Annotated in this window: 24 protein-coding genes and 1 tRNA gene; 11 read left to right on the plus strand and 14 right to left on the minus strand. The window is 70.8% G+C overall.

The window, feature by feature from the left end; translation table 11 throughout:
• Window positions 1-111: 111 nt before the first annotated feature.
• A complete protein-coding gene (locus ACE3TA_RS15015; protein ID WP_374575103.1) occupies window positions 112-681 on the plus strand; it encodes a sigma-70 family RNA polymerase sigma factor in 570 nt (189 codons plus the stop codon).
• 9 nt (window positions 682-690) lie between these two features.
• On the opposite strand, the gene ACE3TA_RS15020 is transcribed toward ACE3TA_RS15015, so the two are convergent.
• The 8 genes from ACE3TA_RS15020 to rdgB all read right to left on the minus strand — a co-directional run bounded on the left by ACE3TA_RS15020 (window position 691) and on the right by rdgB (window position 8,290).
• Entirely contained in the window at window positions 691-1,497 is an 807-nt protein-coding gene (locus ACE3TA_RS15020; RefSeq protein WP_374575104.1) for an SDR family oxidoreductase, read from the minus strand.
• Between the two features lie 90 nt (window positions 1,498-1,587).
• On the minus strand, window positions 1,588-3,126 hold the full coding sequence (locus ACE3TA_RS15025; protein WP_374575105.1) for a YifB family Mg chelatase-like AAA ATPase: 1,539 nt from the start codon (window positions 3,124-3,126) through the stop codon (window positions 1,588-1,590).
• A gap of 169 nt (window positions 3,127-3,295) precedes the next feature.
• Complete coding sequence (gene gshB, locus ACE3TA_RS15030) at window positions 3,296-4,237, minus strand: glutathione synthase (RefSeq protein WP_374575106.1); 942 nt, start codon at window positions 4,235-4,237, stop codon at window positions 3,296-3,298.
• Window positions 4,238-4,307: 70 nt separating this feature from the next.
• Window positions 4,308-5,123: a transglutaminase family protein gene (locus ACE3TA_RS15035; RefSeq protein ID WP_374575463.1), complete on the minus strand. Its 816-nt coding sequence runs from the start codon at window positions 5,121-5,123 to the stop codon at window positions 4,308-4,310.
• 121 nt (window positions 5,124-5,244) lie between these two features.
• Window positions 5,245-5,619, minus strand: coding sequence for a YraN family protein (locus ACE3TA_RS15040; protein ID WP_374575107.1), 375 nt, complete (start codon window positions 5,617-5,619; stop codon window positions 5,245-5,247).
• Window positions 5,612-6,487 carry a 16S rRNA (cytidine(1402)-2'-O)-methyltransferase gene (gene rsmI, locus ACE3TA_RS15045; protein ID WP_374575108.1) on the minus strand — a complete coding sequence of 292 codons (876 nt, stop codon included), beginning with the start codon at window positions 6,485-6,487 and terminating at the stop codon, window positions 5,612-5,614. Before rsmI ends, ACE3TA_RS15040 begins: the two co-directional genes overlap by 8 nt.
• Before the next feature lie 64 nt (window positions 6,488-6,551).
• Window positions 6,552-7,694 carry a radical SAM family heme chaperone HemW gene (hemW, locus tag ACE3TA_RS15050; protein ID WP_374575109.1) on the minus strand — a complete coding sequence of 381 codons (1,143 nt, stop codon included), beginning with the start codon at window positions 7,692-7,694 and terminating at the stop codon, window positions 6,552-6,554.
• On the minus strand, window positions 7,691-8,290 hold the full coding sequence (gene rdgB, locus ACE3TA_RS15055) for an RdgB/HAM1 family non-canonical purine NTP pyrophosphatase (RefSeq protein ID WP_374575110.1): 600 nt from the start codon (window positions 8,288-8,290) through the stop codon (window positions 7,691-7,693). Before rdgB ends, hemW begins: the two co-directional genes overlap by 4 nt.
• 506 nt (window positions 8,291-8,796) lie before the next feature.
• Here rdgB and ACE3TA_RS15060 point away from each other — a divergent pair.
• Together ACE3TA_RS15060 and ACE3TA_RS15065 are read left to right on the plus strand one after the other, a co-directional pair.
• Complete coding sequence (locus tag ACE3TA_RS15060) at window positions 8,797-9,333, plus strand: DUF2975 domain-containing protein (RefSeq protein WP_374575464.1); 537 nt, start codon at window positions 8,797-8,799, stop codon at window positions 9,331-9,333.
• A 1-nt stretch (window position 9,334) separates the two neighbouring features.
• On the plus strand, window positions 9,335-9,571 hold the full coding sequence (locus ACE3TA_RS15065; protein ID WP_374575111.1) for a helix-turn-helix domain-containing protein: 237 nt from the start codon (window positions 9,335-9,337) through the stop codon (window positions 9,569-9,571).
• Between the two features lie 269 nt (window positions 9,572-9,840).
• On the opposite strand, the gene rph is transcribed toward ACE3TA_RS15065, so the two are convergent.
• Complete coding sequence (rph, locus tag ACE3TA_RS15070) at window positions 9,841-10,557, minus strand: ribonuclease PH (RefSeq protein ID WP_374575112.1); 717 nt, start codon at window positions 10,555-10,557, stop codon at window positions 9,841-9,843.
• 115 nt (window positions 10,558-10,672) lie between these two features.
• Between rph and hrcA the strand changes: the two genes are divergently transcribed.
• The 7 genes from hrcA (at window position 10,673) to ACE3TA_RS15105 (ending at window position 19,614) form a co-directional block, all read left to right on the plus strand.
• Window positions 10,673-11,743, plus strand: a complete 1,071-nt coding sequence (hrcA, locus tag ACE3TA_RS15075; protein WP_374575113.1) for a heat-inducible transcriptional repressor HrcA — start codon at window positions 10,673-10,675, stop codon at window positions 11,741-11,743.
• 9 nt (window positions 11,744-11,752) lie between these two features.
• Complete coding sequence (gene grpE, locus ACE3TA_RS15080) at window positions 11,753-12,355, plus strand: nucleotide exchange factor GrpE (protein ID WP_374575114.1); 603 nt, start codon at window positions 11,753-11,755, stop codon at window positions 12,353-12,355.
• 125 nt (window positions 12,356-12,480) lie between these two features.
• Complete coding sequence (dnaN, locus tag ACE3TA_RS15085; RefSeq protein WP_374575115.1) at window positions 12,481-13,599, plus strand: DNA polymerase III subunit beta; 1,119 nt, start codon at window positions 12,481-12,483, stop codon at window positions 13,597-13,599.
• Between the two features lie 62 nt (window positions 13,600-13,661).
• Entirely contained in the window at window positions 13,662-14,807 is a 1,146-nt protein-coding gene (gene recF / locus ACE3TA_RS15090) for a DNA replication/repair protein RecF (RefSeq protein ID WP_374575116.1), read from the plus strand.
• Entirely contained in the window at window positions 14,804-17,221 is a 2,418-nt protein-coding gene (gyrB, locus tag ACE3TA_RS15095) for a DNA topoisomerase (ATP-hydrolyzing) subunit B (RefSeq protein WP_374575117.1), read from the plus strand. The genes recF and gyrB overlap by 4 nt, the downstream gene beginning before the upstream one ends.
• A 318-nt stretch (window positions 17,222-17,539) precedes the next feature.
• Entirely contained in the window at window positions 17,540-18,580 is a 1,041-nt protein-coding gene (locus ACE3TA_RS15100) for a methyl-accepting chemotaxis protein (protein WP_374575118.1), read from the plus strand.
• Between the two features lie 68 nt (window positions 18,581-18,648).
• Window positions 18,649-19,614 carry an aspartyl protease family protein gene (locus tag ACE3TA_RS15105; protein WP_374575119.1) on the plus strand — a complete coding sequence of 322 codons (966 nt, stop codon included), beginning with the start codon at window positions 18,649-18,651 and terminating at the stop codon, window positions 19,612-19,614.
• Here the strand turns inward: ACE3TA_RS15105 and ACE3TA_RS15110 are convergent.
• Entirely contained in the window at window positions 19,611-19,889 is a 279-nt protein-coding gene (locus ACE3TA_RS15110) for a hypothetical protein (RefSeq protein ID WP_374575120.1), read from the minus strand. The genes ACE3TA_RS15105 and ACE3TA_RS15110 overlap by 4 nt on opposite strands.
• On the minus strand, window positions 19,889-20,059 hold the full coding sequence (locus ACE3TA_RS15115) for a hypothetical protein (protein ID WP_374575121.1): 171 nt from the start codon (window positions 20,057-20,059) through the stop codon (window positions 19,889-19,891). Before ACE3TA_RS15115 ends, ACE3TA_RS15110 begins: the two co-directional genes overlap by 1 nt.
• Window positions 20,060-20,321: 262 nt before the next feature.
• Between ACE3TA_RS15115 and ACE3TA_RS15120 the strand changes: the two genes are divergently transcribed.
• Window positions 20,322-20,531 (plus strand): cold-shock protein, encoded by a 210-nt coding sequence (locus ACE3TA_RS15120; protein WP_374575122.1) that lies wholly within the window; start codon window positions 20,322-20,324, stop codon window positions 20,529-20,531.
• Between the two features lie 51 nt (window positions 20,532-20,582).
• On the opposite strand, the gene recQ is transcribed toward ACE3TA_RS15120, so the two are convergent.
• The 3 genes from recQ to ACE3TA_RS15135 all read right to left on the minus strand — a co-directional run bounded on the left by recQ (window position 20,583) and on the right by ACE3TA_RS15135 (window position 24,604).
• Window positions 20,583-22,400 carry a DNA helicase RecQ gene (gene recQ, locus ACE3TA_RS15125; RefSeq protein WP_374575123.1) on the minus strand — a complete coding sequence of 606 codons (1,818 nt, stop codon included), beginning with the start codon at window positions 22,398-22,400 and terminating at the stop codon, window positions 20,583-20,585.
• Window positions 22,401-22,639: 239 nt separating this feature from the next.
• A tRNA-Leu gene (locus tag ACE3TA_RS15130) sits at window positions 22,640-22,732 on the minus strand.
• Window positions 22,733-22,864: 132 nt separating this feature from the next.
• Entirely contained in the window at window positions 22,865-24,604 is a 1,740-nt protein-coding gene (locus tag ACE3TA_RS15135) for an amidohydrolase family protein (protein ID WP_374575124.1), read from the minus strand.
• Window positions 24,605-24,740: the final 136 nt, after the last annotated feature.

A 24,740-nucleotide genomic window follows, 5' to 3' on the forward strand; every position in this document is an offset into this window, starting at 1 on the left:
TCTTCGGAACGCGAAGCTTGGCTGTCCGTTAATGTTCACGAGCACGGCGCTTGGGGGGCGTGCTGAGCGCATGCGCCGGTTTCGGGGGTTGAAGCGAAGACGGAGGCAGGAATGCACGACGACGACTTCAAGACCGAACTCACCGGCCTGATTCCCAGCATGCGGGCCTTCGCCCGCTCACTCTCCCACAACCCGGCGGAAGCCGACGACCTGGCCCAGGACGCCCTGCTCAAGGCCTGGAGCCACCGGGACAGCTACACCCCCGGCACCAACATGAAGGCCTGGGTCTTCATGATCCTGAGGAACCAGTTCTATTCCGAGCGCCGCCGCGCCTGGCGCCGCCAGGACCTGGATCCGGAGGTGGCCGAGCGCACGCTGATCGCGGTCAGCAACCCCGACGGGGGCCTGGCGCTGGACGAGGTGCGCCGGGCGCTGGCCATGCTGCCCGACGACCAGCGCGAGGCGCTGATCCTGATCGGCGCGGGCGGCCTGTCCTATGACGAGGCCGCGCAGATCACCGGCGCGGCGGTGGGCACGGTGAAGAGCCGCGTCTCCCGCGCCCGCGACCGTCTGGCCCGCATCCTCCACGACGGCGACTACGGCGAGGACGACGTGGCCCCCCACCGGGCCATGGCCATCATACTGGCCGAGATGGACCGGCTAAGCGGCCTGGCGGCCTGACGCCGCCGGTCAGCTGCTGACCGGCGCGAAATCGCCCAGGGCGTCGCCACTGGCGTCGCCGCAGCCGCTGCCGCCGTCCACGGGGATGATCGCGCCGTTCACATAGGCGGCCTTATCGGTGGACAGGAAGATGGCCATGTCGGCGATCTCGTCCTTCTGGCCGTAGCGGCGCAGGGGGTTGCGGCCCGTCACGCGGGCTTCGGCCTCCGCCGTCGGGGCCAGGCGCGCCATGCCCTCGGTGTCGGCGATCGGCCCCGGCGAGATCGCGTTCACCCGCACCCCGCCCGGCCCCCATTCCAGCGCCAGGCACTTCGTCAGCATGTTGATTCCGGCCTTCGCCGCGCAGACGTGGGCCTGGTAGAGGCTGGCGCGCTCGGCCTGGCCGGCGGTGATGGAGATCAGGCTCGCGCCGGGCCGCCGCAGGAACTGGAACGAGGCGCGCAGCACGTTGAAGGTGCCGATCAGGTCGATGTCGACCACCGTCTTGAAGCCGTTGGCGCTCATTCCCAGCGCCGGCGCGACGAAGTTGCCCGCCGCGCCGGAGAGCACGATGTCGATGGGGCCGAGCTCGTCGTGCGCCCGCTTCAGGGCGGCCTCCACGGCGGCGTAGTCGCGCACGTCGGCGGCCATGCCGATGGCGGGCTGACCGAAGCTGGAGACCTCCTTGGCGGCGGCCTCGATCTTTTCCGGGCTGCGGCTGATCAGGGCCACCTTGGCGCCGGCGGCGGCGAAGCGCTTGGCGATACCGAGGTTGATGCCGCTCGATCCGCCGGCGACGAAGGCCGTCTTGCCGGCCAGCTCCAGGTCTTGGGCCATGGTTTCCCCCTTTGGCTTTTCCTTGTCGGAGAGGAGCCTAGCGCGGCGCCGCTGCGTCAGTCGCGGCGAGATTTCGCAAGGCGCGCCCGCCTAGGCCCGTTCCAGCTCCGCACCGGCCTGGCGGTAGGCCAGGGCCTCGGCCACGTGCACCCGGCGGACGGCCTCGGCGCCCTCCAGGTCGGCGATGGTGCGCGACAGGCGCAGGGTGCGGGTCCAACCGCGGGCGGTCAGGCCGCCGGCCTCGGCGGCGCGGGCGAGGAGCGTGCTGGCGGGGCCATCCATGGCGCAGGCGCGCTCCAGCGCCTCGCCGGAGACTTGAGCGTTGAGGAGCGGGGCGTTGAGGAGTTGGGAGGCTCCCGCGACCCCGGCGCGCGCGGCCTGCAAGGCGCGGGCTGCGGCGACCCGGGCGGCGGCCTCGGCCGTGCCCTCGGCCGGGGCGGGCAGGGCCAGGTCGGCGGCGGTGACGGGCGGCACGTCCACGATCAGGTCGATCCGATCCATGAACGGGCCGGAGACGCGGCGCTGGTAGTCGGCCTGGCAGCGCGGGGCGCGCCCGCAGGCGCCCTTGCCCAGGCCGCCGGAGCCGCAGCGGCAGGGGTTCATGGCGGCGACGAGCTGGAAGCGGGCGGGATAGCGCACGTGGGCGTTGGCCCTGGCCACCATCACCTCGCCCGTCTCCAGCGGCTGGCGCAGGGAATCCAGCGCCTGGGCGCTGAATTCGGGCAGCTCGTCGAGGAAGAGGACGCCGTTGTGCGCCAGGCTCACCTCGCCGGGCTTGGCCTTCAGCCCGCCGCCGGTGAGCGCGGCCATGCTGGCCGAATGGTGCGGGTTGCGGAACGGCCGGGCGCGGGTGAGCGCGCCCTTGGCGATCAGGCCGGCCACCGAATGGACCATGGAAGTCTCCAGCAGCTCCTCCGGCGAGAGCGGCGGCAACAGGCCCGGCAGGCGCGCGGCCATCATCGACTTGCCCGAGCCCGGCGGGCCGCGGAACAACAGATTGTGGCCGCCGGCCGCGGCGATCTCCAGGGCGCGCTTGGCGTGCTCCTGGCCCTTGACGTCGCGCAGGTCGGGCGCGGCCTCGCCCTCCAGCATGGGGCCGGGCCTGGGCGCCGACAGGATCTGGCTGCCGCGGAAGTGGTTCACCAGGGAGATCAGCGAGGGCGCGGCCAGGACGCGCGTGTCGCCGGCCCAGGCCGCCTCCGGCCCGCACGCCTGCGGGCAGATCAATCCCAGGCCTTGCGCACCGGCGGCCATGGCGGCCGGCAGGGCGCCGGCGACCTGGACGATGCGGCCGTCCAGCGACAGCTCGCCGACGGCGGCCCAGCCGTCGAGCGCGTCGGCGGGGATCACGCCCATGGAGGCCATCAGGGCGAGGGCGATGGGCAGGTCGTAGTGGCTGCCCTCCTTGGGCAGGTCGGCCGGGGCGAGATTGGCGATGATCCGCCGGCCGGGCAGGGCCAGACCGAGGCCCGCGAAGGCCGCGCGCACCCGCTCGCGGCTCTCGGCCACGGCCTTGTCGCCCAGGCCGACGACCATGAAGGTCACCGCGCCGCCGGTGAGCTGCACCTCCACGTCCACGCGCCGCGCCTCGACGCCTTCGAAGGCGACCGTGACGATGCGCGCGACCATTCCCCGCCCCCGCTCAATCCCTGGAGATATCCACAACCCCAGCATGATCGGCGGGCCGGATCAAGAACAAATGAGGAACTTTCTGAGAAACTAATACGTTTCCTATACATAGAAACGTGTCTTTCAGTTCTGTCACAGCCTGTGGCGGCAAGCTGCGCCTTGGCCCGCCCTAGCCGCGCAGCTCGACGATACGGTCCCACATGATCTCGACCGCGTCCACGCCGGTGAAGCGCTTGAGCGGCACCACGCCGGTGGGCGAGGTGACGTTGATCTCGGTCAGGTAGTCGCCGATCACGTCGATGCCGACGAAGAGCAGGCCGCGGGCCTTCAGTTCCGGGCCGATGATGGCGCAGAGTTCGCGGTCGCGTTCGGTGAGGTCGACCGCCTCGGCGCGGCCGCCGACGCGCAGGTTGGAGCGGATTTGGCCGGGATTGGGCACCCGGTTGATCGCGCCGACCGGCTCGCCGTCGACCAGGATGATGCGCTTGTCGCCCTTGGAGACGGCGGGGATGAACTTCTGGGCGATCACCGGCTCGCGGCCGATCATCGCGTGCAGGTCGAGCATCGCGTCCAGGTTGGGATCGTCCGCCATCAGCCGGGCCACGCCCGAGCCGCCGCCGCCGTAGAGCGGCTTCAGCACGATGTCGCCGTGCCGGGCGCGGAAATCGTAGATCGCCTCGTGGTCGGACGTGATGATGGTCGGCGGCTGCACGCCGGGAAAGCCGGTGACAAACAGCTTCTCCGGCGCGTTCCTCACCTCGATGGGGTTGTTCACCACCAGGGTCTTGGGATGGATGCGTTCCAGGAAGTGGGTGGTGGAGATGTAGGCCAGGTCGAACGGCGGGTCCTGGCGCAGCAGCACCACGTCGTATTCGGCGAGGTCGACCGCGTCCCAGGGACCGAAGCTGACGTGATCGCCCTTCACCGGCTGCACCTTGCACGGCCGGCCGCGGGCGGTGACCGAGCCGTTCTCCAGGGCCAGGCGGTCGGGCGTGTAGACGAACAGCTCGAAGCCCCGCCCCTGCGCCGCCAGCATCATCTGGAAGGTCGTGTCGCCATCGATGTTGATGTGCTCGATGGGGTCCATCTGGACGGCGACCTTCAGCGTCATGGGGCAGCTCCTTGCGGCGACGCTCGTCAGATAGTCCGCCCGGCGCGCGGGCGCCAGCGCGCTCGCCGGCTCAGTTCAGCCGCATGCGCACCCGTTCGCGCTGGACGCGGGCCGCCAGGGCCGCGCCGCCGTCCAGGGCCGAGGCCCGAGCCAGGGCCTCCAGCGCGCCGGCCAGGGCGCCCTGCCCTTCCCGCGCCGCGGCCACATCCAGCCAGGGCCGATGGTCCTTGGGGTCGATCAGCGCCCGGCGCAGGGCGGCGCGCTCGGCCCGCACGAAGTCGCCGCGGGCGTGGGCGCGGGCGAAGACGTTGTTCTGCAGGCGCACCAGCACGGCCCGGTCGCTCGCCGGCGCCATCAGGTGGTCCAGCCGGTCGGCCACGTTGGGCGGCAGGCCCGCGTGCAGCGCCCGCCGCGTCAGCTCCGAGGGCAGCACCACCCGGCCCTCGCTGAACGGATCCAGGGCCAGCGGGCCTTCCAGGGTCTCGATGCGCAGCAGGAAGTGGCCGGGGAAGTCCACGCCCTGCACCGACAAGCCGCAGCGGCGCGCCACGTGCAGGTAGAAGACGCCCAGGGCCACCGGCAGGCCCTTGCGCCGCTCGGCCACGGCGATGATGTCGGTGTTGGCCAGGTCGTCGTAGGTGAGCAGGTCCCCTGCCAGGCGCAGGTCGCCGGCCAGGGTCTCGGCCAGGGCCTCTTCCGGGCTCTCCAGGATCAGCCGCTCCGACAGGCGGTCGACGCCGGTGCGCGCCAGGTCGCGCACGATCTGCGGGTCGCGGGCGGGATCGTCGTGCAGGGCGCAGGCGATCGCGGCCTCAAGCAGCGGAAAGCCGTTGTCGGGCGAGGCACCGGCCTCGATCAGCAGGAGTTCGGCGTCCTCGCGGGTCATGCCGGTCCCGATCAGCTCGACCGCCTCCAGCGTCCGCAGGACGCGCGGCCGGAAGAAGTCGGTTCTCGGACAGAATTCGATTCGACGCACCCTGGTTTCGCGTCGCACCCTCTGAGGGCGGTCAGGCGCCGCTCCAGGCGTCAGGAACGTGGCGCGGCAGGCGCCCCGGCGCCAGCGCCACGAGATCGAGCCGCACGGCCGCGTCCCGCAGGGCCGGCCGGCGCGCGGCCAGGGCCGCTCCGGCCCGGCGCAGGCGCCCCCGCTGGTCGGCGCCCACCGCCTCCAGCGCCTCCTCCAGGGTGCGCCGCCGCTTGACCTCCACCACCGCCAGCACGCGGCCGCGCTGGGCCAACAGGTCGATCTCCCCCTGCGGCGTCCTCAGGCGAAAGCCGAGGATGCGATAGCCCTTGGCCATCAGCCAAAGCGCGGCCCAGACCTCGCCGCGGCGGCCGGCCTCGCGCGCGGCCGCGCCCCGCACGCGGCGGGCCTCAGTCATCCGCCGCCTTCCGAAGCTCCATGGCGCGGCGATAGAGGTCGCGGCGGGAAAGCCCCAGCGCCTTGGCCACCTCGGCGGCGGCGGCGGCGGGCTTCAGGCGCTTGAGAGCGTCGGCGAGGGCGGCGTCGGCGTCCTCCGCCGTGGCCTGGGCTTCGCGGCCGGGGCCCACCAGCACGACGATCTCGCCCTTGGGATCGACCAGGCGCGGATCGGCGGCGAGCTCGTCCAGGGTTCCGCGCACGACGGTCTCATAGAGCTTGGTCAGCTCCCGCGCGACGGCGGCCGGGCGCGGGCCGAGCACCGCGGCCATGTCGGCCAGGCAGGCGGCCAGCCGCGAGCCGCCCTCGTAGAACACCAGCGTGGCCCGCACGCCGGCCAGCTCCTCCAGGAAGGCGCGCCGGGCCGCCGACTTGGGCGGGGGAAAGCCGGCGAACAGGAAGCGGTCGGTGGGCAGGCCGGCGACCGTGAGCGCGGCCAACAGCGCCGAGGCGCCCGGCACGGGATGCACCGCCGCGCCCGCCTCCAGCGCCTCACGCACCAGCCGGTAGCCGGGATCGGAGACCAGCGGCGTGCCCGCGTCCGACACCAGGGCCACGCGCTGGCCCTCGGCCAGGGCCTGCAGCACGCGCGGACGCGCGCGCTCGGCCGCGTGCTCGTCGTAGCGCTCCAAACGCGCGGAAATCCCGTAGGCCGACAGGAGCTTGCCGGTCACACGGGTGTCCTCGGCCAGCACGAGGTCGGCGGCGGCCAGCACGTCGAGCGCGCGAAGGGTGATGTCGCGCAGATTGCCGATGGGCGTCGCCACCAGATAGAGCCCGGACGCCAGGGGCGCGTCGGACAGGGCGGGGGCGGGCGGATGTCGGCTCATGGGCAAGGCTTCCGACGCGGCGGGCGATAAGGCAAGGGCCAGAATCCCTCGGGCCGTGGCCCCCTCAGGCGCAAAGCTCGGCGATCATCCGGTCGAGCACCAGCCGGCCCGCCGCCGTCGGCCGCAGGCGGGTGATGTCGGCTTCCAGCAGCCCCAGGGCGCGCAGCTCGGCCACCTTGTGCGCCCGCACGGTGACGCCCAGGGCCGCCACCTCGGCGAACGGCACGCCCTCGTCGATGCGCAGGCCCATCAGGAGGCGCTCCTCGGCGGCCTCGCGCGGCGTGAGCTGTTCCTCGCCGACGATCCCGGTTCCGCGCTCGGCGACGAGGGCGATGTAGTCGGCGGGCGACCTGGCGGCGACGGTGGCGTGGCGCGCGCCCTTCAGCGTCAGCCGCCCATGGGCGCCGGGGCCGACGCCCACGTAGTCCTGGCCGCGCCAGTAGACGAGGTTGTGGCGCGAGCGGGCCGCCTCGCCGCGGGCGTGGTTGGAGACCTCGTAGGCGGTGAAGCCGGCGTTCTCCAGCACCTCCTGGGTGGTCTCGTAGAGATCCGCGGCCAGATCCGGGACAGGCGGAACCAGCGCGCCGCGGCCGACGGCCCGCTCGAAGGCCGTGCCCGGCTCGATGGTGAGCTGGTAGGGCGAGACGTGCTCGGGCCCCAGGGCCAGCGCCCGGCCGAGCTCGGCGCGCCAGGCGGCCACGTCCTGGCCGGGACGGGCGTAGATCAGGTCGATCGACAGGCGCGGGAAGGCCGCGCGCGCCGCCGCCGCCGCCCGCACCGCCGCCGCCGCGTCGTGGTTGCGGCCCAGCAGCACCAGCGCCTCGTCGTCCAGCGACTGCACGCCGAGCGACAGGCGCGTCACCCCGGCCTCGGCGAAGGCCCTGAAGCGGCCGGCCTCGGCGTCGGTGGGGTTGGCCTCCAGGCTCACTTCCAGGTCATCGGCCGGCGACCACAGGCGGCGCGCCTCGGCGACGATCTCGGCGGCCCAGGCCGGGGCCATCAGCGAGGGCGTGCCGCCGCCGAAGAACACCGAGACCAGCCGGCGCGGCCCGATGCGGGCGGCCTGGGCGCGCAGGTCCTGGACGATGGCGGCGGCCAGATCGGCCTGTTCGGCGCGGCGGCCGCGATGGCGCACGACGTTGAAGTCGCAGTAGGGGCAGATGCGCGAGCAATAGGGCCAGTGGATATAGACCCCGAGCGGCGTCAAAGGACGGCGGCTTTCAGCTTGGCGAACGCGCGGGCCCGATGGCTCATGGCGTCCTTGGCGGCGGGGTCCATCTCCCCGAAGGTGAGGCGTTCGCCCTCGGGCGTGAAGATGGGATCGTAGCCGAAGCCCTTGTCGCCGCGGCCCGGGAAGGTGAGGGCGCCGTCCACGCGGCCCTCGACCACCACCGCCGGCCCCCGCGGCCAGGCGAGCGCGAGGGCGCAGGTGAACCAGGCCGACAGGTCTTCCGAGCCGGAGGCGTCCAGCCGCTCCTCGACCTTGCGCATGGCCAGGGCGAAATCCTTGTCCGGCCCGGCCCAGCGGGCGGAATAGACCCCCGGCGCGCCGTCCAGGGCGGCGACGGACAGGCCGGAATCGTCGGCCAGGGCGATCAGGCCGCTGGCGTCGGCCGCGGCGCGGGCCTTGAGCAGCGCATTGCCGCTGAAGGTCGCCTCGGTCTCCTCCGGCTCGCCAAGACCCAGGTCGCCGGCGGTGACGATCGTGAAGCGGCCGTCGAGGATCGCCGCCAGCTCGCGCGCCTTGCCCGGATTGTGCGTGGCGACCACCAGGCGGGCGCCGGGTTCGAGCTTCAGGGCCATCTGAGAAGCGCTCCAGGACGGGGAATTGCGCCGCAATAGCGCCGTCCGGGCCGCCCGTTAAGCCCCGCCGCCGGCCGCGCAATCCCTTGCCGCGCAAGGAATCGTCCTGGCACGACCTTTGCTGCATTGCGGAAAAGTAATGTATTGCGAAAGTTTAATATCGTTTTTCGATAAATTCGTTGATCGAAAAACGATGAGCCCGTATTGAATATCGACATCGGCGACGGACACGACGCCGCCCCGCATACCGCACCGCAACATAGACACACTGGAGACCTGAAATGACCGCTGCGAAGATGATGAACTGGATGGACCGCACCGCGATGACCGTCGCCGTCCTCCTGGCCAGCCTGCCGATCCTGACCGTGGTCGCCGGCGCTTCGATCCTCTAACGTGGTTCCGCCTGGAACCCGCCAGCCCGCCGCCGGCCCGCCCGCGGCGGGTTTGCGCGTGAAGGGCGTCCTGCTCCGGACGGGGAGACGGGCGGAGAGGAGAACGAGGTGATGATGCGCGCCTTGGGGCCGGGCTCGGTGTCGAGCCTTCTGAAGATCATTCTGGACGTGGTCTATGTCGCGCTGTGGATCGGCGCCGGCGGCGCGGTCGCGCTCCTGGGCCTGGCGGCCCTGCTCCTCAGCTTCAACCCGGACCTGCTCAGCCACATCACCCTGACCGCCGGCGGCCAGGAGGTGGTGGGCCATCGCGCCCCGTTCCTGTTCGTGGGCCTGCTGTCGGTGGGCCTCTACATCGGCGGCGTGCTGGTGATCGTCGACCGGCTGCGGCGCATCTTCACCACCCTGACCGCGGGCGATCCCTTCCACCCGGACAATGTGACGCGCCTGCGGGTGGTGGGGCTGATGCTGGCCATGCTCGAGCTCGGCCGCTACGCCATGTGGACCGCCGGCGCCTGGCTGTTCCCCGCGGCCAACGAGGTGAAGCCCAACTTCAGCCTGACCGCCTGGTTCTCGGTGCTGGTGGTGTTCGTGTTGGCCGAGGTGTTCCGCGAGGGCGCGCGCCTGCGCCGCGAAGCGGAGCTGACGATCTAGAATGCCGATCCGCGTAAACCTCGACCGCGTGCTCCTGGAGCGACGCATGTCGCTCACCGAGCTGGCCGACCGGGTGGGGGTGACCATCGCCAACCTGTCGATCCTGAAGACCGGCAAGGCGCGCGCCGTGCGCTTCTCCACCCTGGCGGCCCTGTGCCGCGAGCTGGACTGCCAGCCCGGCGACCTCTTGACCTACGAGCCCGGCCCAGGAGACGACGTCCTGGACGACGACGGCTGATCGTTCGCGCCGCATCGCACAAAAAGCCCGAGACATGTTGCATTGCGGCCACGCGCCGCAGCCCCTCGGCTATTGAATTGGCAAGCTTTCGCCCTTATGTGCACCGCAGCATTTATTGCGATGCACAAAGGAGTTCGCCATGGCCGCGTTCGTCGAACGCCTCGTCCAGCGCCTGGCCGCGCCCTACGCCGAAGAACTGGCCCGCATGCCCGACTCGGCCTTCCGCGCGCTGCTGGCCCGAATCTGACGCCTGAAGGCCGCGGGCGGCGTCAGCCGCCCGTCGCCGCCTTCTGGATCACGCACAATTCGCCGATGCCCTGCCGCGCCAGGGCGAACAGGGTCTCGAATTCGGCCTGGGTGAAGCCGCGCTTCTCGCCGGTCGCCTGGATCTCGACGATGTCGCCCGAGCCGGTCAGCACGAAGTTGGCGTCGGCCTCGGCGTTGGAATCCTCTTCGTACTCCAGATCCAGCACCGGCTCGCCCTCGTAGACGCCGCAGGAGATCGCCGCCACCTGGTCCAGGATCGGGTCCTTGGCGATCAGCCCCTCCTCCAGCATGTACCGGGTGGCCAGCCGCAGGGCGACCCAGGCGCCGGTGATCGCCGCCGTGCGCGTGCCGCCGTCGGCCTGGATCACGTCGCAGTCGATGCTGATCTGGCGCTCGCCGAGCGCCTTCATGTCCACCACCGCGCGCATGGACCGGCCGATCAGGCGCTGGATCTCCTGGGTGCGGCCCGACTGCTTGCCCTGGGCGGCCTCGCGCCGGCCGCGGGTGTGGGTGGCCCTGGGCAGCATGCCGTATTCGGCGGTCACCCAGCCCTGGCCGCGCCCGCGCAGGAACGGCGGCACGCCCTCCTCCAGGCTGGCGGTCACCAGCACCTTGGTGTGGCCGAAACTCGCCAGGCACGAGCCCTCCGCGTAGCGATTGACCCCGGTCTCCAGGGTGACGGGGCGCAGGGCGTCGGGACGGCGTTCGGATGGGCGCATTTAGGCTGACTTCCAGGTGCGGCGCCGCGCAGCTTGCGCGGCCGTTGGGGCGGCTTATCCTATGCGAAGAGGTCCAGTCCATGGCGCACGGCCGACGATCAACACCCCACACCACGTGACAAGCTCACCCCTGCTCCCCCGCGGCCCGTCGCTGGCCGAACTCGACGAGCGGGCCCGCGACATCTTCCGGCGGGTGGTCGAAAGCTATCTGGAGACCGGCGAGCCGGTGGGCTCGCGCACCCTGTCCAAGGGCGGCGTCAGCCTGTCCCCCGCCTCGATCCGCAACACCATGCAGGACCTGACGCAGCTCGGCCTGCTCGGCGCGCCGCACATCAGCGCCGGCCGGCTGCCGACGCACGCGGGCCTGCGGCTGTTCGTCGACGGCCTGATGGAGGTGGGCGACGTGGGCGAGGAGGAGCGGCGCTCCATCGAAGCGCGGCTGCGCGCCCATGGCCGCAGCTATGAGGACGCCCTGAACGAGGCCTCGGCCATCCTGTCCGGCCTGGCCGGCGGCGCCGGGGTGGTGGTGACGCCCTCGCGGGACGCCGGCGTCAAGCACGTGGAGTTCGTGGCCCTGGGCGGCGACCAGGCGCTGGCGATCATGGTGTTCGACGACGGGGCGGTGGAGAACCGCCTGATGCGCCTGTCCGCCGGCGTCACCCAGTCGGCGCTGCAGGAAGCCTCCAACTTCCTCAACGCGCGGCTGCGCGGCCGCACCCTGGGCGAGGCCCGCACCGAGGTGGGCGGCGAGATCGAGCGGGCCCGGCGCGACCTGGACGCCGCCGCCGCACGCCTGGTGGAGGACGGCCTGGCCGCCTGGAGCGGCGGCGAGGGCTCGGACCGGGCGCTGATCGTGCGCGGCCGCGCCAACCTGCTGGCCGACCGGGAGACGCTGGACGACCTGGAACGGGTGCGCATGCTGTTCGACGACCTGGAGGCCAAGGAGCAGCTCATCAGCCTCCTGGACGGGGTGCGCGAAGCCGAGGGCGTGCGCATATTCATCGGCGCCGAAACGCGGCTCTTTTCGCTTTCCGGTTCCGCCGTCATCGCGGCGCCCTATATGACGGGACGACAGAAGGTGCTCGGCGCGATCGGCGTGATCGGGCCGGCCCGATTGAACTATGCCCGGGTCATCCCGCTGGTGGATTACACCGCCCGCGTGCTGAGCCAGGTGATCAATACGTGAAGGAAGACCATGACCGACGATCGCACGCCGGCCGATGAAGAACTCGAAGCGACGGCCGAGGCCGCGCTCGACACCCTGGAGGCCCTGCGCGCCGAGAACTCGACGCTGAAGGACCAGGTGCTTCGCGTGGCCGCCGAGGCCGAGAACACCAAGCGCCGCGCCGAGCGCGACGCCAACGACGCGCGCGCCTACGCCATCCAGAAGTTCGCCCGCGACCTCTTGGGCGTGGCCGACAACCTGTCGCGCGCCATGGCCGCCCAGCCGGCGGACTCCGCCGACCCGGCGGTGAAGAACTTCGTGCTCGGGGTGGAGATGACCGAGAAGGCGCTGCAATCGGCCTTCGAGCAGAACGGATTGAAGAAGCTGGATCCGGCCAAGGGCGACAAGTTCGACCCCCACCTGCACCAGGCGGTGATGGAGCAGCCCTCCGACGAGGTGGCCGGCGGTTCGGTGATCCAGACCCTGCAGGCCGGCTACGAACTGTTCGGCCGCATCGTGCGCCCGGCCATGGTGGCCGTGGCCGCCAAGGGCTCCGGGCCGGCCGGCGACGGCGCCAATCCTTACACCGCGGACGGCGACGACGCGGGCGCGGCGGTGGATAGACGCGCCTGATCGGCGGCTACGGCGGCGTCGGGCCTTCCCGCCGCCGGCTTTTCGGTTAATCTCGCAGGTCCCTTCCATCAGGGGGGCGCGACCCGTAGGACACGCGGGCCGTGCAGGAGGTTCGGACAAACATTATGAAGCTGACGATTGAGCGGGCGGCGCTGTTGAAGGCGCTGGGGCACGTGCAGAGCGCCGTGGAGCGGCGCAACACCATCCCCATTCTGTCCAACGTCCTGTTGTCGGCCGAACGCGACAAGCTCACCTTCTCGGCCACCGATCTCGACATGGAGATCATCGACGAGGCCCTGGCCCAGGTGGACCAGACCGGCCAGATCACCGCGCCGGCGCACACGCTTTACGAGATCGTGCGCAAGCTGCCCGAAGGCGCGGACGTGTCGCTGAGCTTCACCGGCGAAGACCCGCGCCTGACGGTGCAGGCCGGCCGCTCGCGCTTCAACCTGCCGGTGCTGCCGGCGGGCGACTTTCCGGTGATGAGTTCGGACGGGCTGTCGGCGCCGATCGCCGTGGACGTGGGCGAGCTGATCCGCCTGATCGACAAGACCCGCTTCGCCATCTCCACCGAGGAGACCCGCTACTATCTGAACGGGCTCTACCTGCACACGGTGACCGAGGGCGGCGCGCAGAAGCTTCGCGCCGTGGCCACCGACGGCCACCGCCTGGCCCTGGCCGAGATGGCCGCGCCGGAGGGCGCGGTCGGCACGCCGGGCGTCATCGTGCCGCGCAAGACCGTGGGCGAGGCCCGCCGCCTGCTGGACGACGCCGGCGAGCAGATCGACCTGCAGATCAGCGCGCAGAAGGTGCGCTTCGAGCTGAACGGCGCGGCCCTGACCTCCAAGGTGATCGACGGCTCCTTCCCCGACTACGCGCGCGTGATCCCCAAGGACAACGACCGCGTGATGATGGTGGACAACAAGCTGTTCGCCCGCGCGGTCGACCGGGTGGCCACCATCTCGGCGGAGAAGAGCCGCTCGGTGCGCATGGCCATCGAGCCGGGCAAGGTCGTGCTGACGGTGCGCAACATGGAAGCCGGCCAGGCGGTCGAGGAGATCGAGGTCGACTATTCCGGCGAGGCGTTCGAGCTGAGCTTCAACGCCCGCTACCTGCTGGACGTGACCGACCAGATCAGCGCCGAACAGGCCGAGTTCCGCTTCGGCGGCCCGAACGACCCGGCCCTGGTGCTCGACCCCGCCGACGGCGACGTCCAGTACGTGCTGATGCCGCTGAGGGTCTAGGGCGCGCCGGGGACTGAGCTCCCGGCTTCGCCCTTCCCGGCGAAACCGGCTATGACGCAGCCGTGACGCGCACGGTGCTGACCCGCCTGACCCTGACCGACTTCCGCTCCTATGCGCGGGCGGAGCTCGCCATGGACGGGCGGCCCGTGGTGCTGGCCGGGCCCAACGGGGCGGGCAAGACCAATTTCCTGGAAGCGGTGAGCCTTCTGATCCCCGGGCGGGGCCTGAGGAACGCCTCCCTGGCCGAGTTCGGCCGCCGCCTGCCCGGCGAGGATCGCGGGCGCGCCTGGGCCGTCGCGGCCGTGCTTTCCGAGGACGGCGAGGAATTGCGCGTCGGCACCGGCGTGGAAAGCGCGGGCGCGGCACGGCGCGTGGTGCGGATCGACGGCGAGCCGGTTCCGCCGGGCCGGCTGGCCGAGCACATGCGCCAGGTGTGGCTGACCCCGGCCCAGGACCGGCTGTTCGTGGAGGGCGCGGGCGAACGGCGGCGCTTCTTCGACCGGCTGGTGTTCGCCGCCGAGCCGGCCCACGCGGCCCACGCCGCCGCCTATGAGAAGGCCATGCGCGAGCGCATGCGCCTCCTGACCGACGGGCCGGCCGACCCGGCCTGGCTCTCGGCCCTGGAGGCGCGCATGGGCGAGGCCGGTACGCTGATGGCGCAGGCGCGCGCCCGCACCCTCGCGGCCCTGCAGGCCGAGATCGATTCCCGCGGCGAGCGGCCCTTTCCCCAGGCGTTGCTGGCGCTGACCGGGGAGTGGGAGCAGATGGCCGCCCGGGACATGGACGGGACCGAGATCGAGGCGCGCCTCGTCCGCGCCCTGGCCGCCGCGCGGGAGCGCGACGCGGCCGCGGGGCGGGCGCTGACCGGCCCGCACCGGGGCGATCTGGGGGTGGTGCACGCCGAAAAACAACGTCCGGCGGCGGAATGCTCCACGGGTGAGCAGAAAGCGCTGATTCTGAACCTGGTTCTGGCCCAGGCGGCGCGTCTTTCGCGTGCAGAATCGGCTCCAATTCCTATATTATTGCTAGATGAAGTCGCAGCGCATCTGGACCGCCGCCGGCGAGCCGCGCTGTTCGACGAGATCACGGCGCTCGGCCTCCAGGCGTTCCTCACCGGGACGGACGAGCACCTCTTCGAAGACCTCAAAGGTCGAGCCCTAAGCGTGATGATGAACGCCCAGGGCTTCGCCAATCCGGACGACAAATGAGCGACGAGCACGAGACCAACGGGCAGGCCGAATACGGCGCCGATTCCATCAAGGTGCTGAAGGGCCTGGACGCGGTGCGCAAGCGCCCCGGCATGTACATCGGCGACACCGACGACGGCTCGGGCCTGCACCACATGGTCTACGAGGTGGTGGACAACGCCATCGACGAAACCCTGGCCGGCTGGGCCACCCGCGTGGAGGTGATCCTCAACGCCGACGGCTCGTGCACCGTCACCGACGACGGCCGCGGCATCCCCACCGACATCCACGAGGGCGAGGGCGTCTCGGCGGCCGAGGTCATCATGACCCAGCTCCACGCCGGCGGGAAATTCGACCAGAACAGCTACAAGGTCTCCGGCGGCCTGCACGGGGTGGGCGTGTCGGTGGTGAACGCCCTGTCCGACTGGCTGAAGCTGAAGATCTACCGCGGCGGCCAGGTCCACGAGATGGAGTTCCGCCGCGGCGACGCGGTGATCCCGCTGGCCGTCACGGGCGTCGCGCCCAAGCGCGAGAACGGCGAGTTCCTGTCGGGCACCGAAGTCACCTTCCTGCCGTCGACCGAGACCTTCGCGTTCATCGATTTCGACCGGAAGACCCTGGAGCACCGCCTGCGCGAGCTGGCCTTCCTGAACTCGGGCGTCACCATCTGGCTGAAGGACTACCGCGAGGCCGAGCCCTTCGAGGAGGTGATGAGCTACGAGGGCGGCATCGAGGCCTTCGTGCGCCACCTGGACAAGGCCAAGACCCCGCTGATCAAGGCGCCGATCGTGGTGCGGGGCCGGCGCGACGCCGTGGAGCTGGACCTGGCCCTGTGGTGGAACGACGGCTACCACGAGAACGTCCTGTGCTTCACCAACAACATCCCGCAGAAGGACGGCGGCACCCACCTGGCGGCGTTCCGCAGCGCCCTGACGCGGATCATCACCGGCTATGCGGAGAGCTCCGGCGCGGCCAAGCGCGAGAAGGTCTCGCTGTCGGGCGAGGACGCCCGCGAGGGCCTGACCTGCGTCTTGTCGGTGAAGGTGCCCGATCCGAAGTTCTCGTCCCAGACCAAGGACAAGCTGGTGTCCTCCGAGGTGCGCCCGGCCGTCGAGGGCCTGGTCTCAGAGGGCCTGTCGACCTGGTTCGAGGAGCACCCGGCCGAGGCCAAGATGATCGTGCAGAAGATCGCCGAGGCCGCCGCCGCCCGCGAGGCGGCGCGCAAGGCCCGCGAACTGACCCGCCGCAAGTCGGCGCTGGACATCACCTCCCTGCCCGGCAAGCTCGCCGACTGCCAGGAGCGCGACCCGTCCAAGTCCGAAATCTTCCTGGTGGAGGGCGACTCCGCCGGCGGCTCGGCCAAGCAGGCGCGCAATCGCGAGAACCAGGCGGTGCTGCCCCTGCGCGGCAAGATCCTGAACGTGGAGCGGGCCCGCTTCGACAAGATGCTCTCGTCGGACCAGGTGGGCACCCTGATCACCGCCCTGGGCGCCGGGATCGGCCGCGACGACTTCGACGTGGAGAAGGTGCGCTACCACAAGATCGTCATCATGACCGACGCCGACGTGGACGGCGCGCACATTCGCACCCTCCTGCTCACCTTCTTCTATCGGCAGATGCCGGAGGTGATCGAGCGGGGCTATCTCTATATCGCCCAGCCGCCGCTCTATAAGGCGTCCAAGGGCAAGTCCTCGCGCTACCTGAAGGACGACGCCGAGTACGAGGCCTACCTGATCGACGAGGGTGTCGACGGGGCGACGCTGGACCTGGCCTCCGGCGAGCGCCTGACCGGCCAGGATCTTCTGGAGCTGGTGCAGACCGCCCGCGGCGCCAAGGCCAACATCGAGCGGTTGTCGGCGCGCGCGCCCGCCTTCGCCGTCGAGCAGGCGGCCCTGGCCGGCCTGTTGGGCGAGCGCCCGGACGCGGACGCGGCGTCCAAGCGGCTGGACCTCTACGCCGAGGAAGGCGACGGGCCCTGGAGCGGCGAGAAGAGCGCGGCCGGCGGCTATGTCTTCTCGCGGGTCAAGCGGGGGGTCTCCGAGCGCATCGTGCTGGACGACCTGTTGCTGAACGCCGCCGACGCCCGGCGCCTGGCCGAGCGGGCCCAGGCCCTGGCCCAGATCTTCTCCGGCCCGGCCACCTTCACGCGGCGCGACCGCAACACCACCGTGCGCGGGCCGATCGACCTGGTGAACGCGGTGATGGACGCCGGCCGCCGGGGCCTGTCGATCCAGCGCTACAAGGGCCTGGGCGAGATGAATCCCGACCAGCTCTGGGAGACGACCCTTGACGCCGAGGCCCGCACGCTGCTGCAGGTGAAGGTGACCCACGCCGACGACGCTGACGACATGTTCACCCGGCTGATGGGCGACCTGGTCGAGCCGCGCCGTGAATTCATCCAGGAGAACGCCCTGGACGCCGAAGTGGACGTGTGACAACGCGCCGCATCGGCCAGGCCACTGCTTGAGCGTCGCCCGGCGGGCCTTTCGGCCCGCAACGGCGACTTTTTCAGCAAGAGAACGGCGCTCGCGATTACTTCGCGGCGCGGCTATCTCGTTGGCTTTTCAAGTCTTATGGCGTGACGCGCGACTTCGCGTGACCTGCGTGTCCTTGAGCGGGCCTGGTGTATTGCCGCCCTTTTGAGCACTCTTCGTGTTCGTGGGCAGTATTAAGAGTCCCCAGCTTTGCCGCGCCTATAGTCGTCGGCGCAACGAATTGCCTTGATTCGTGCGGGCGCCGGGGGAGCGTGCGCGATGTTCGACACCGAAGTCAGTGTGCGCCCGGAGCGCATCCTGGATCTGTCCGAGCGGCTGTCGGTCGTGGCCGGCGACAAGATCGGCCAGATCTCCGCGATCAACCGCGAAGCCAAGATGCTCGCGATCAACGCCCTCATCGTGGCGGCCCGCGCAGGCGAGGCCGGCAAGGGCTTCGCCATCGTCGCCGAGGAGTTCAAGCGCATCTCCGCGCGGATCGACGAAATCGCCGAGTCCCTCGAAAGCGAGGTGCGGGCCGACCTGAACGAGCTGTCGGCCGTGGGCGGGGCGATCCTGGGCCACCTGCGCGGCCAGCGCCTGGCCGACCTGGCGCTCAACGCCATCGAGATCATCGACCGCAACCTCTATGAGCGCACCTGCGACGTGCGCTGGTGGGCGACGGATTCGGCCGTGGTCGACTGCCTGGCCGGAGGCGGCTCGCCGGCCGCAGCCCGGTTCGCCTCCGAGCGCCTGAAGGTGATCCTGGACGCCTACACCGTCTATCTCGACCTGTGGATCTGCGACGCCTCCGGACGGGTGACCGCCACCGGCCGGCCCGAGCGCTATCCCCGCTGCCAGAACCTTTCGGTCGCCGACGAGACCTGGTTCCGCCAGGCCATGGAGACGGCGTCTGGCGGCGAGTTCGCCGTGGCCGACATCGCCAAGGTCGCGGCGCTCGACAATGCGCCGGTGGCCACCTACGCCACCGCGATCCGCGAGGGCGGCCGCGCCAACGGACGGCCGCTCGGCGTGCTGGGAATCCATTTCGACTGGCGTCCGCAGGCCCAGGCCGTGGTGGACGGCGTGCGTCTGACCGAGGAGGAGCGCGCCCGCTCGCGCGTGATGCTGCTCGACCGCGACGGCCTGATCCTGGCCGCGTCGGACCGCGTCGGCGAGCTGGCCGAGACCTTCGCCCTGCCCGACAACGCCGGGACGATGGGCAACTATTCCGCGGGGGACGCGACCATCGGCTACGCCCTGACGCCGGGCTACGAAACCTACGAGGGCCTGGGCTGGTACGGCTGCATCATCCAGCGCTGATCGTCCGCATACCGTCAAGGCCGAAACGGGTGTAGAAAGAACGACGTTCTTTAGGGAGGGCTCGCCCGATGAAGCCCGACAGACGCCGTTTCACCCAGCTCGCCGGGGCCGCCGGGCTGGCCGCGCTGACGCCGCTCGCCGGCGCCTGGGCGCAGACGGCCGACCCGACCCCGGCGCCCGGCGCGGAACCGGCGGACGCTCAGCCGGCCGACGACGGGCCGAGCCAGGTCGCCATGGCCCGCGACCGTTCTCTCAGGATGCTGGCGCCGGTGATGATCAACGGCCAGGGCCCTTACCAATTCCTGGTGGACACCGGCGCCAACCGCTCCTGCATTCGCAAGGACCTGGCCGAGACGCTGGCCTTGCCGCCGGGGCCCATGGCGGCGGTCTCCACCATCGCCGGCCGCTCGCTCAGGCCCACGGTGGTGATCGACGAGCTTTTCGTGGGCAGGCGCTCGCAGCGGCGGGTGAAGGTGCCGCTTCTGCGGATGACCGCCGACGACCCGGCCGACGGGGTGCTGGGCGTCGACTGGCTGAAGAACCGCCGCCTGCTGCTGGACTTCGAGGCCAAGGTGCTGGAGATCGCCGCGCCCCGGCGCGACACCAGCGGCGACAAGCGCGTGGTGGTGCCCGCGCGCCGGCGGTCCGGCCAGCTCACCCTGATCGACGCCGATTCCAGCGGCCGGCGGATCAGCGCCCTGATCGACTCCGGCTCGGAGCTGACGATCGGCAACGCGCCCATGCGCAAGCTGGTGGAGGAGAGCTCCAACGGCCTGCTTCTGCCGCCGACGACGATCACCATGGTCACGGTGGTCGGCGAGACCTTCCACGGCGAGATGCTCAACGTGCCGTTCATGCGCCTGGGCGGACTGACGCTCGGCAACGTGCCGGTGGTGTTCGCCAAGAGCCACGTGTTCAGGCTCTGGGGCCTGCAGAACAAGCCCACCGTGGTGCTGGGCATGGATCTCTTGAGCGAGTTCACCTCGGTGGCGCTGGACTTCGGCCGCTCCACCGTGCGCTTCGACATCGCCTAGGCGTCGGGCGCGTCAGCTCCGTCGCCGAGGTCGAGAACGCTGTCGGCCACGCCGCCCTGGGCGATCGCCACGCCCAGGTACCGCATGACCCCGTCTTCGAAGCTGATGTCGGCCACGGCCAAGCCCGGATCGCGGCGGAGGCGGCTGGCGTCGGTCAGGGTGAGCCTCAGGGTCATCGACGCGCGTTCGAGGCCGCCGGCCTCCGCATGCTCGATCTCCCGCCGAAATCGCGCGGCGACCGTCTCGGATCGGCCTGGAGCGGTGGAGTCTTTCATCAGACGCCGTAGAAGCCGTGCTCGCCCGTCACGCGGATCTGGCAGGGCTGGCCGCCGTCCTGCATTTCGCGCATCCGCTTGGCCGCCTCGGCCCGGGCGATCTCCTTGTCGGGAGAGTGGCCGAAGTGATCGCCGTCGTGCTCCACGGCCCACAAGCCGTTATGACGCATGATCGTGAAAACCGCACGTTCTGTCGTTGTTCGCATCTGGTCTCTTAACACATTGGAGACCGGGCGGCCGAATATTTTGAAACTAAACTTGCGCAAGCCGGCTGGAATATCTAGCTTTCCGCCGTCAAATATCGTTCTGGCTCGCGAGAAATTCCACGCTTTGTCCGTCGCGGCGTAGCTGGATTCGCAACGACCCTCTCCGAAAATTTGATCTCATCCTCCGTCCGGAGCGTGAGAATGCGTGTCCGGAAAGGGACTTCATATGCAAAGCGGCACCGTCAAGTGGTTCAACGGTCAAAAAGGCTACGGCTTCATCCAACCCGACAACGGCGGCCCCGATGTGTTCGTGCACATCTCGGCCGTTGAACGCGCGGGCCTCGGCTCGCTGCAAGAGGGCCAGAAGCTCAGCTACGAACTCGAGCGCGATCAGCGCAGCGGCAAGATGTCGGCCGGCCAGCTGCAAGCGGCCTAAGGCGTCTTCGGGAGCGGGCCGCGCGGGCGGCCCCTCCCCTTTCAATTCAGCTCAAGCCGCTTCCGCGAGCACGGCCAGCACCGCCTCGCCGTAGCGGGCGAGCTTGCCCTCCCCGACCCCCGAGACCGCGCCGAGCGCATTGAGCCCACCCGGCCGCATGCGCGCGATCTCGGCGAGCGTGCGGTCGTGGAAGATGACGTAGGGCGGCACGTGCTGGCGGGCGGCCTCGTCCTTGCGCCAGGCGCGCAGGGCCTCGAACAGGGGCGCGTCGTGCACCGACATGTCGGCCGGCGGCTCGCCCCGGCGGCGGCCCCGCCCCCGCCCGGCCGCGGGCTCGGCCTTGCGCATGGCGATGCGGCGCTCGCCGCGATAGGCCGCGCGCACCGCCTCCGGATCGCCCAGGCCGATCAGCGGGCGCCCATCGTTGGGATCCTCGCGCAGCAGACCCTCGAACAGGAGCTGGTCGATCAGGTCGCGCCAGCCGGCCGCGTCCAGCTCGGCGCCGATGCCGAAGGTGGAGAGCCCGGCCTCAAAGTCCGACACGTCCTTGGTCTTGCCCGTCAGGTGGTCCACGAGCCGGCCGCGGCCGTAGCGCCCGCCCAGGCGATGCACCGCCGACAGGGCCTTCTGCGCGGCCTGGGTCATGTCAACGCTCTCTGGCGGGCTCAGGCACAGGTCGCAGACCCCGCAGGGGGCGACGTCGGTCTCGCCGAAGTAGCGCCGCACGGCGGCGGCGCGGCAGCCGGTCCCGTCGAGCATGGCGTAGAGCTGGCGCACCTTGCGCGCCTGCACCTGCTTGACCTGTTCGCCCACCTCGCGGCCCTCGAGCCGGCGCAGCGCCCAGGCCATGTCGGCCGAGCCATAGAGGGTGATGCCCTCGGCGGGCTCGCCGTCGCGCCCCGCCCGGCCGATCTCCTGCCAGTACGCCTCGATGGAGGCCGGCGGATCGGCGTGGATGACGAAGCGCACGTCGGGCTTGTCCACCCCCATGCCGAAGGCGATGGTCGCCACCATCACCGCCGCCTCCGCTTCGAGAAAGGTCTCCAGGCGATCGGCGCGCACCTTCCTGTCCAGCCCCGCGTGATAGGCCAGCGCCGGCACGCCGGCGTCGACCAGGGCCTGGGCCAGCTTCTCGGTGCCCTCGCGCGAGCCGGCGTAAACCACGCCCGAGCGGTTCGGCCGCTCGGTGACCAGCTCGACCACCCGCTTGTGCCCGGCGCCGCGTTTCCGCTCGGCGAAGAGGGCGAGCTCGGGCCGGGCGAAGGAGGCGACGAACTCCTCGCAGCCCTCCAGGCGCAGCTCGGCGCGGATGTCCTCGCGGGTGCGCGCGTCGGCCGTGGCGGTCACCGCCAGGCGCGGCACGTCAGGGAAGAGCTCGGCCAGGCGCCCCAGCATCCGGTATTCGGGCCGGAAGTCGTGGCCCCACTGGCTGACGCAGTGGGCCTCGTCGATGGCGATCAGCGCCAGCGGCGTGCGCGCCAGCCGGTCCAGCATCGTCGGCTGCATCAGCCCTTCGGGCGAGATGTAGAGCAGGTCCAGCTCGCCGGCCTCGATCCGCCGCCAGGTGCGCGTGCGCTCGTCCAGGTCGATGTTGGAATCCAGCCGCGCGGCGGCCACGCCCGACTGCTGCAGGCCGGCCACCTGGTCGGTCATCAGGGCGATCAGCGGCGAGACCACCAGGCCGAGGCCGGGACGCAGGATGCTGGGGATCTGATAGCACAGGCTCTTGCCGCCGCCGGTAGGCAGCACGGCCATGGCGCTGCGCCCGGCCAGCGCCTCGCCGATCACCTGGGCCTGCAGCCCCCGGAATTCCGAATGGCCGAAGGTGCGGCGCAGGACCTCCCGCGCCTGGTCGAGCGAAGCGGACATGGCCCCCTTATGCGATGCGTCGCGACGGAGCGCGAGGGGGCCCAAGTTTCGCGCTTCAATTCAGTCGCGCGAAAAGCGCCGAATGATTTTCGGCCTCGCAAATTCGGCAGCTAATTTTGAACCACCAAAAATCTCGCGCTCAAAATGCGCGCGTCAAAAGCTATGAAATATGGACAGCGTGTAGCGAATGTGATTCCATAAATGCTGTCGGATGATGCGACGGTCCTACAGCCCTGGTGCGGTGGGTGAGGGATTCGAACCCTCGGAGCGATGCGCCAACATCGCTCGCCGGAACCTAAGTCCGGCGTCTTAAGCCACTCGACCAACCCACCGACAAGACAACCGACCGGGCATTCGGCCCGGTCGACTCAGGGCTGTTGGGGCAGGCTGACTCCGTTCTAGAGCTTGCGCAAGTGATCCTGGCCGGAAAAATTAACCTTCCCTAACGATGCAATCGGGTCGCCCTACTCCGCCGCCATCGCCGCCGGGACGGCCTGGGCGCCGCGCAGGAGGCGGCCCGGCAGGGCGCCGGTGGGCTCGCCGTCGCGGTAGGTGACGGCGCCGGCGACGATGGTCGCCACATAGCCCTCCGCCCGCTGGATCAGCCGCCGCCCGCCCGCCGGCAGGTCGTAGGCGACCTGCGGGGCGAAGAGCTTGAGCCTGTCGAAATCGATGACGTTGAGGTCGGCCCTGTAGCCCGGCGCGACCAGGCCGCGATCCATCAGGCCGACGGTCTCGGCGGTGCGGCGGGTCTGGCCGGCGATCAGGCTTTCCAGGCGCAGCTTCGGCCCGCGGGTGCGGTCGCGCGCCCAGTGGATCAGGTTGGAGGTGGGGAAGGAGCCGTCACAGATCAGCCCCACGTGGGCGCCGCCGTCGGACAGGCCCGGCACGCAGTCCGGGTGCTGCAGCATCTCGTAGCTGGGGGCGAGATCGCCGTAGCCGTAGTTCAGGAACGGCAGGTAGAGCATGCCCTTGCCGCCGTTGCTGAGCATGTGGTCCAGCGCCACCTCGGCCGGATCGACCCCGCGGGCGGCGGCGATCGCCTCGACCGTCCGGTCGGCCGGCGGCTCATAGTCGGGAACCTCGCCCATCAGGAACATGCGGCCCCAGTTGCGTGGGGCGACCCCGGCGAAGCCGCGGCGCACCTCGACGTCCTCGGCCAGGAGGCGGGCGCGGAACGCCGGGTCGCGCAGGCGCGCGATGCGCTGGTCGAACGGCAGGCCGGCGATCTCCTGGTAGATCTCCGACTGGCTGAAGGGGTTGAGGGTGAGCTCGAAGCCGAACAGGACGCCCACCGGCCGCCCAGCCACCTGGGCGCGGATCGGCAGGCCCGCCGCCGTCGCCTCGGAGAGCCACGTCAGCAGCCTCTTGTAGCCGTCCGGCGCGGCGTGGCCCTGCAGCAGAGAAAACGACAGCGGCCGGCCCGAACGCTCGACCAGGCGGCGCATCATGGCGAACTCGGCCTCGGCGTCGGCGAAGTCGGAGACGAATTGCAGCACGCCCCGGCCGGCGGCCGACAGGCCCATGGCGATCCCCATCAGCTCGTCCTCGGCGGCGGTGAGCGTCGGGGTCGGCTGGCCGTCGGAGGTGCGGTGGTTGAGTGTGCGCGAGGTGGAGAAGCCCAGGGCGCCGGCCTCCACCGCCCGCTTGGCGATGGCCGCCATGGCGTGGATGTCGGCCTCGGTGGCCGGCTCGCGGTTCGCCCCGCGCTCGCCCATGACGAACACCCGAAGCGCCGCGTGCGGAAGCTGGGCGCCGATGTCCACGTCGAAGGTCCGGCTTTGCAGGCTGTCCAGGTATTCCGGATAGCTTTCCCAGTTCCACGGCAGGCCCTCGGCCAGCACCGGGAAAGGAATGTCCTCCACGCCTTCCATCAGGCGGATCAGCCGGCCGTGGTCCTCGGCGCGGCAGGGGGCGAAGCCGACGCCGCAATTGCCCATGACCACCGTCGTGACCCCGTGCCAGGACGAGGGCTGCATGCGCTGGTCCCAGGTGGCCTGGCCGTCGTAGTGGGTGTGGATGTCGACGAAGCCGGGCGCGACCAGCTTGCCGCGCGCGTCGATCTCCTCGGCGCCGGCGCCGGCGATCCGGCCCACCGCGACGATGCGCCCGTCCTTGACGCCGACGTCGGCCTCGCGGGCGTCGGCGCCGGTTCCGTCGGCCAGCAGGCCGCCGCGGATCACCAGGTCATAGGCTCGATCCATGGCCGTCCTCTCCCTTGTTTTGCAGCATTAAGCCGCCCCTGACGCCGGGTCGGTCAAGGGCGTTGGCCTCGGCGCGGCCCCCTCCCCCAAGAGGGGGAGGAGAATTTGCATCAGCGCAGTTTCGATCTCCTCCCCC

The sequence above is a fragment of the Phenylobacterium sp. genome (assembly GCF_041916435.1).
Classification (GTDB): domain Bacteria; phylum Pseudomonadota; class Alphaproteobacteria; order Caulobacterales; family Caulobacteraceae; genus Phenylobacterium.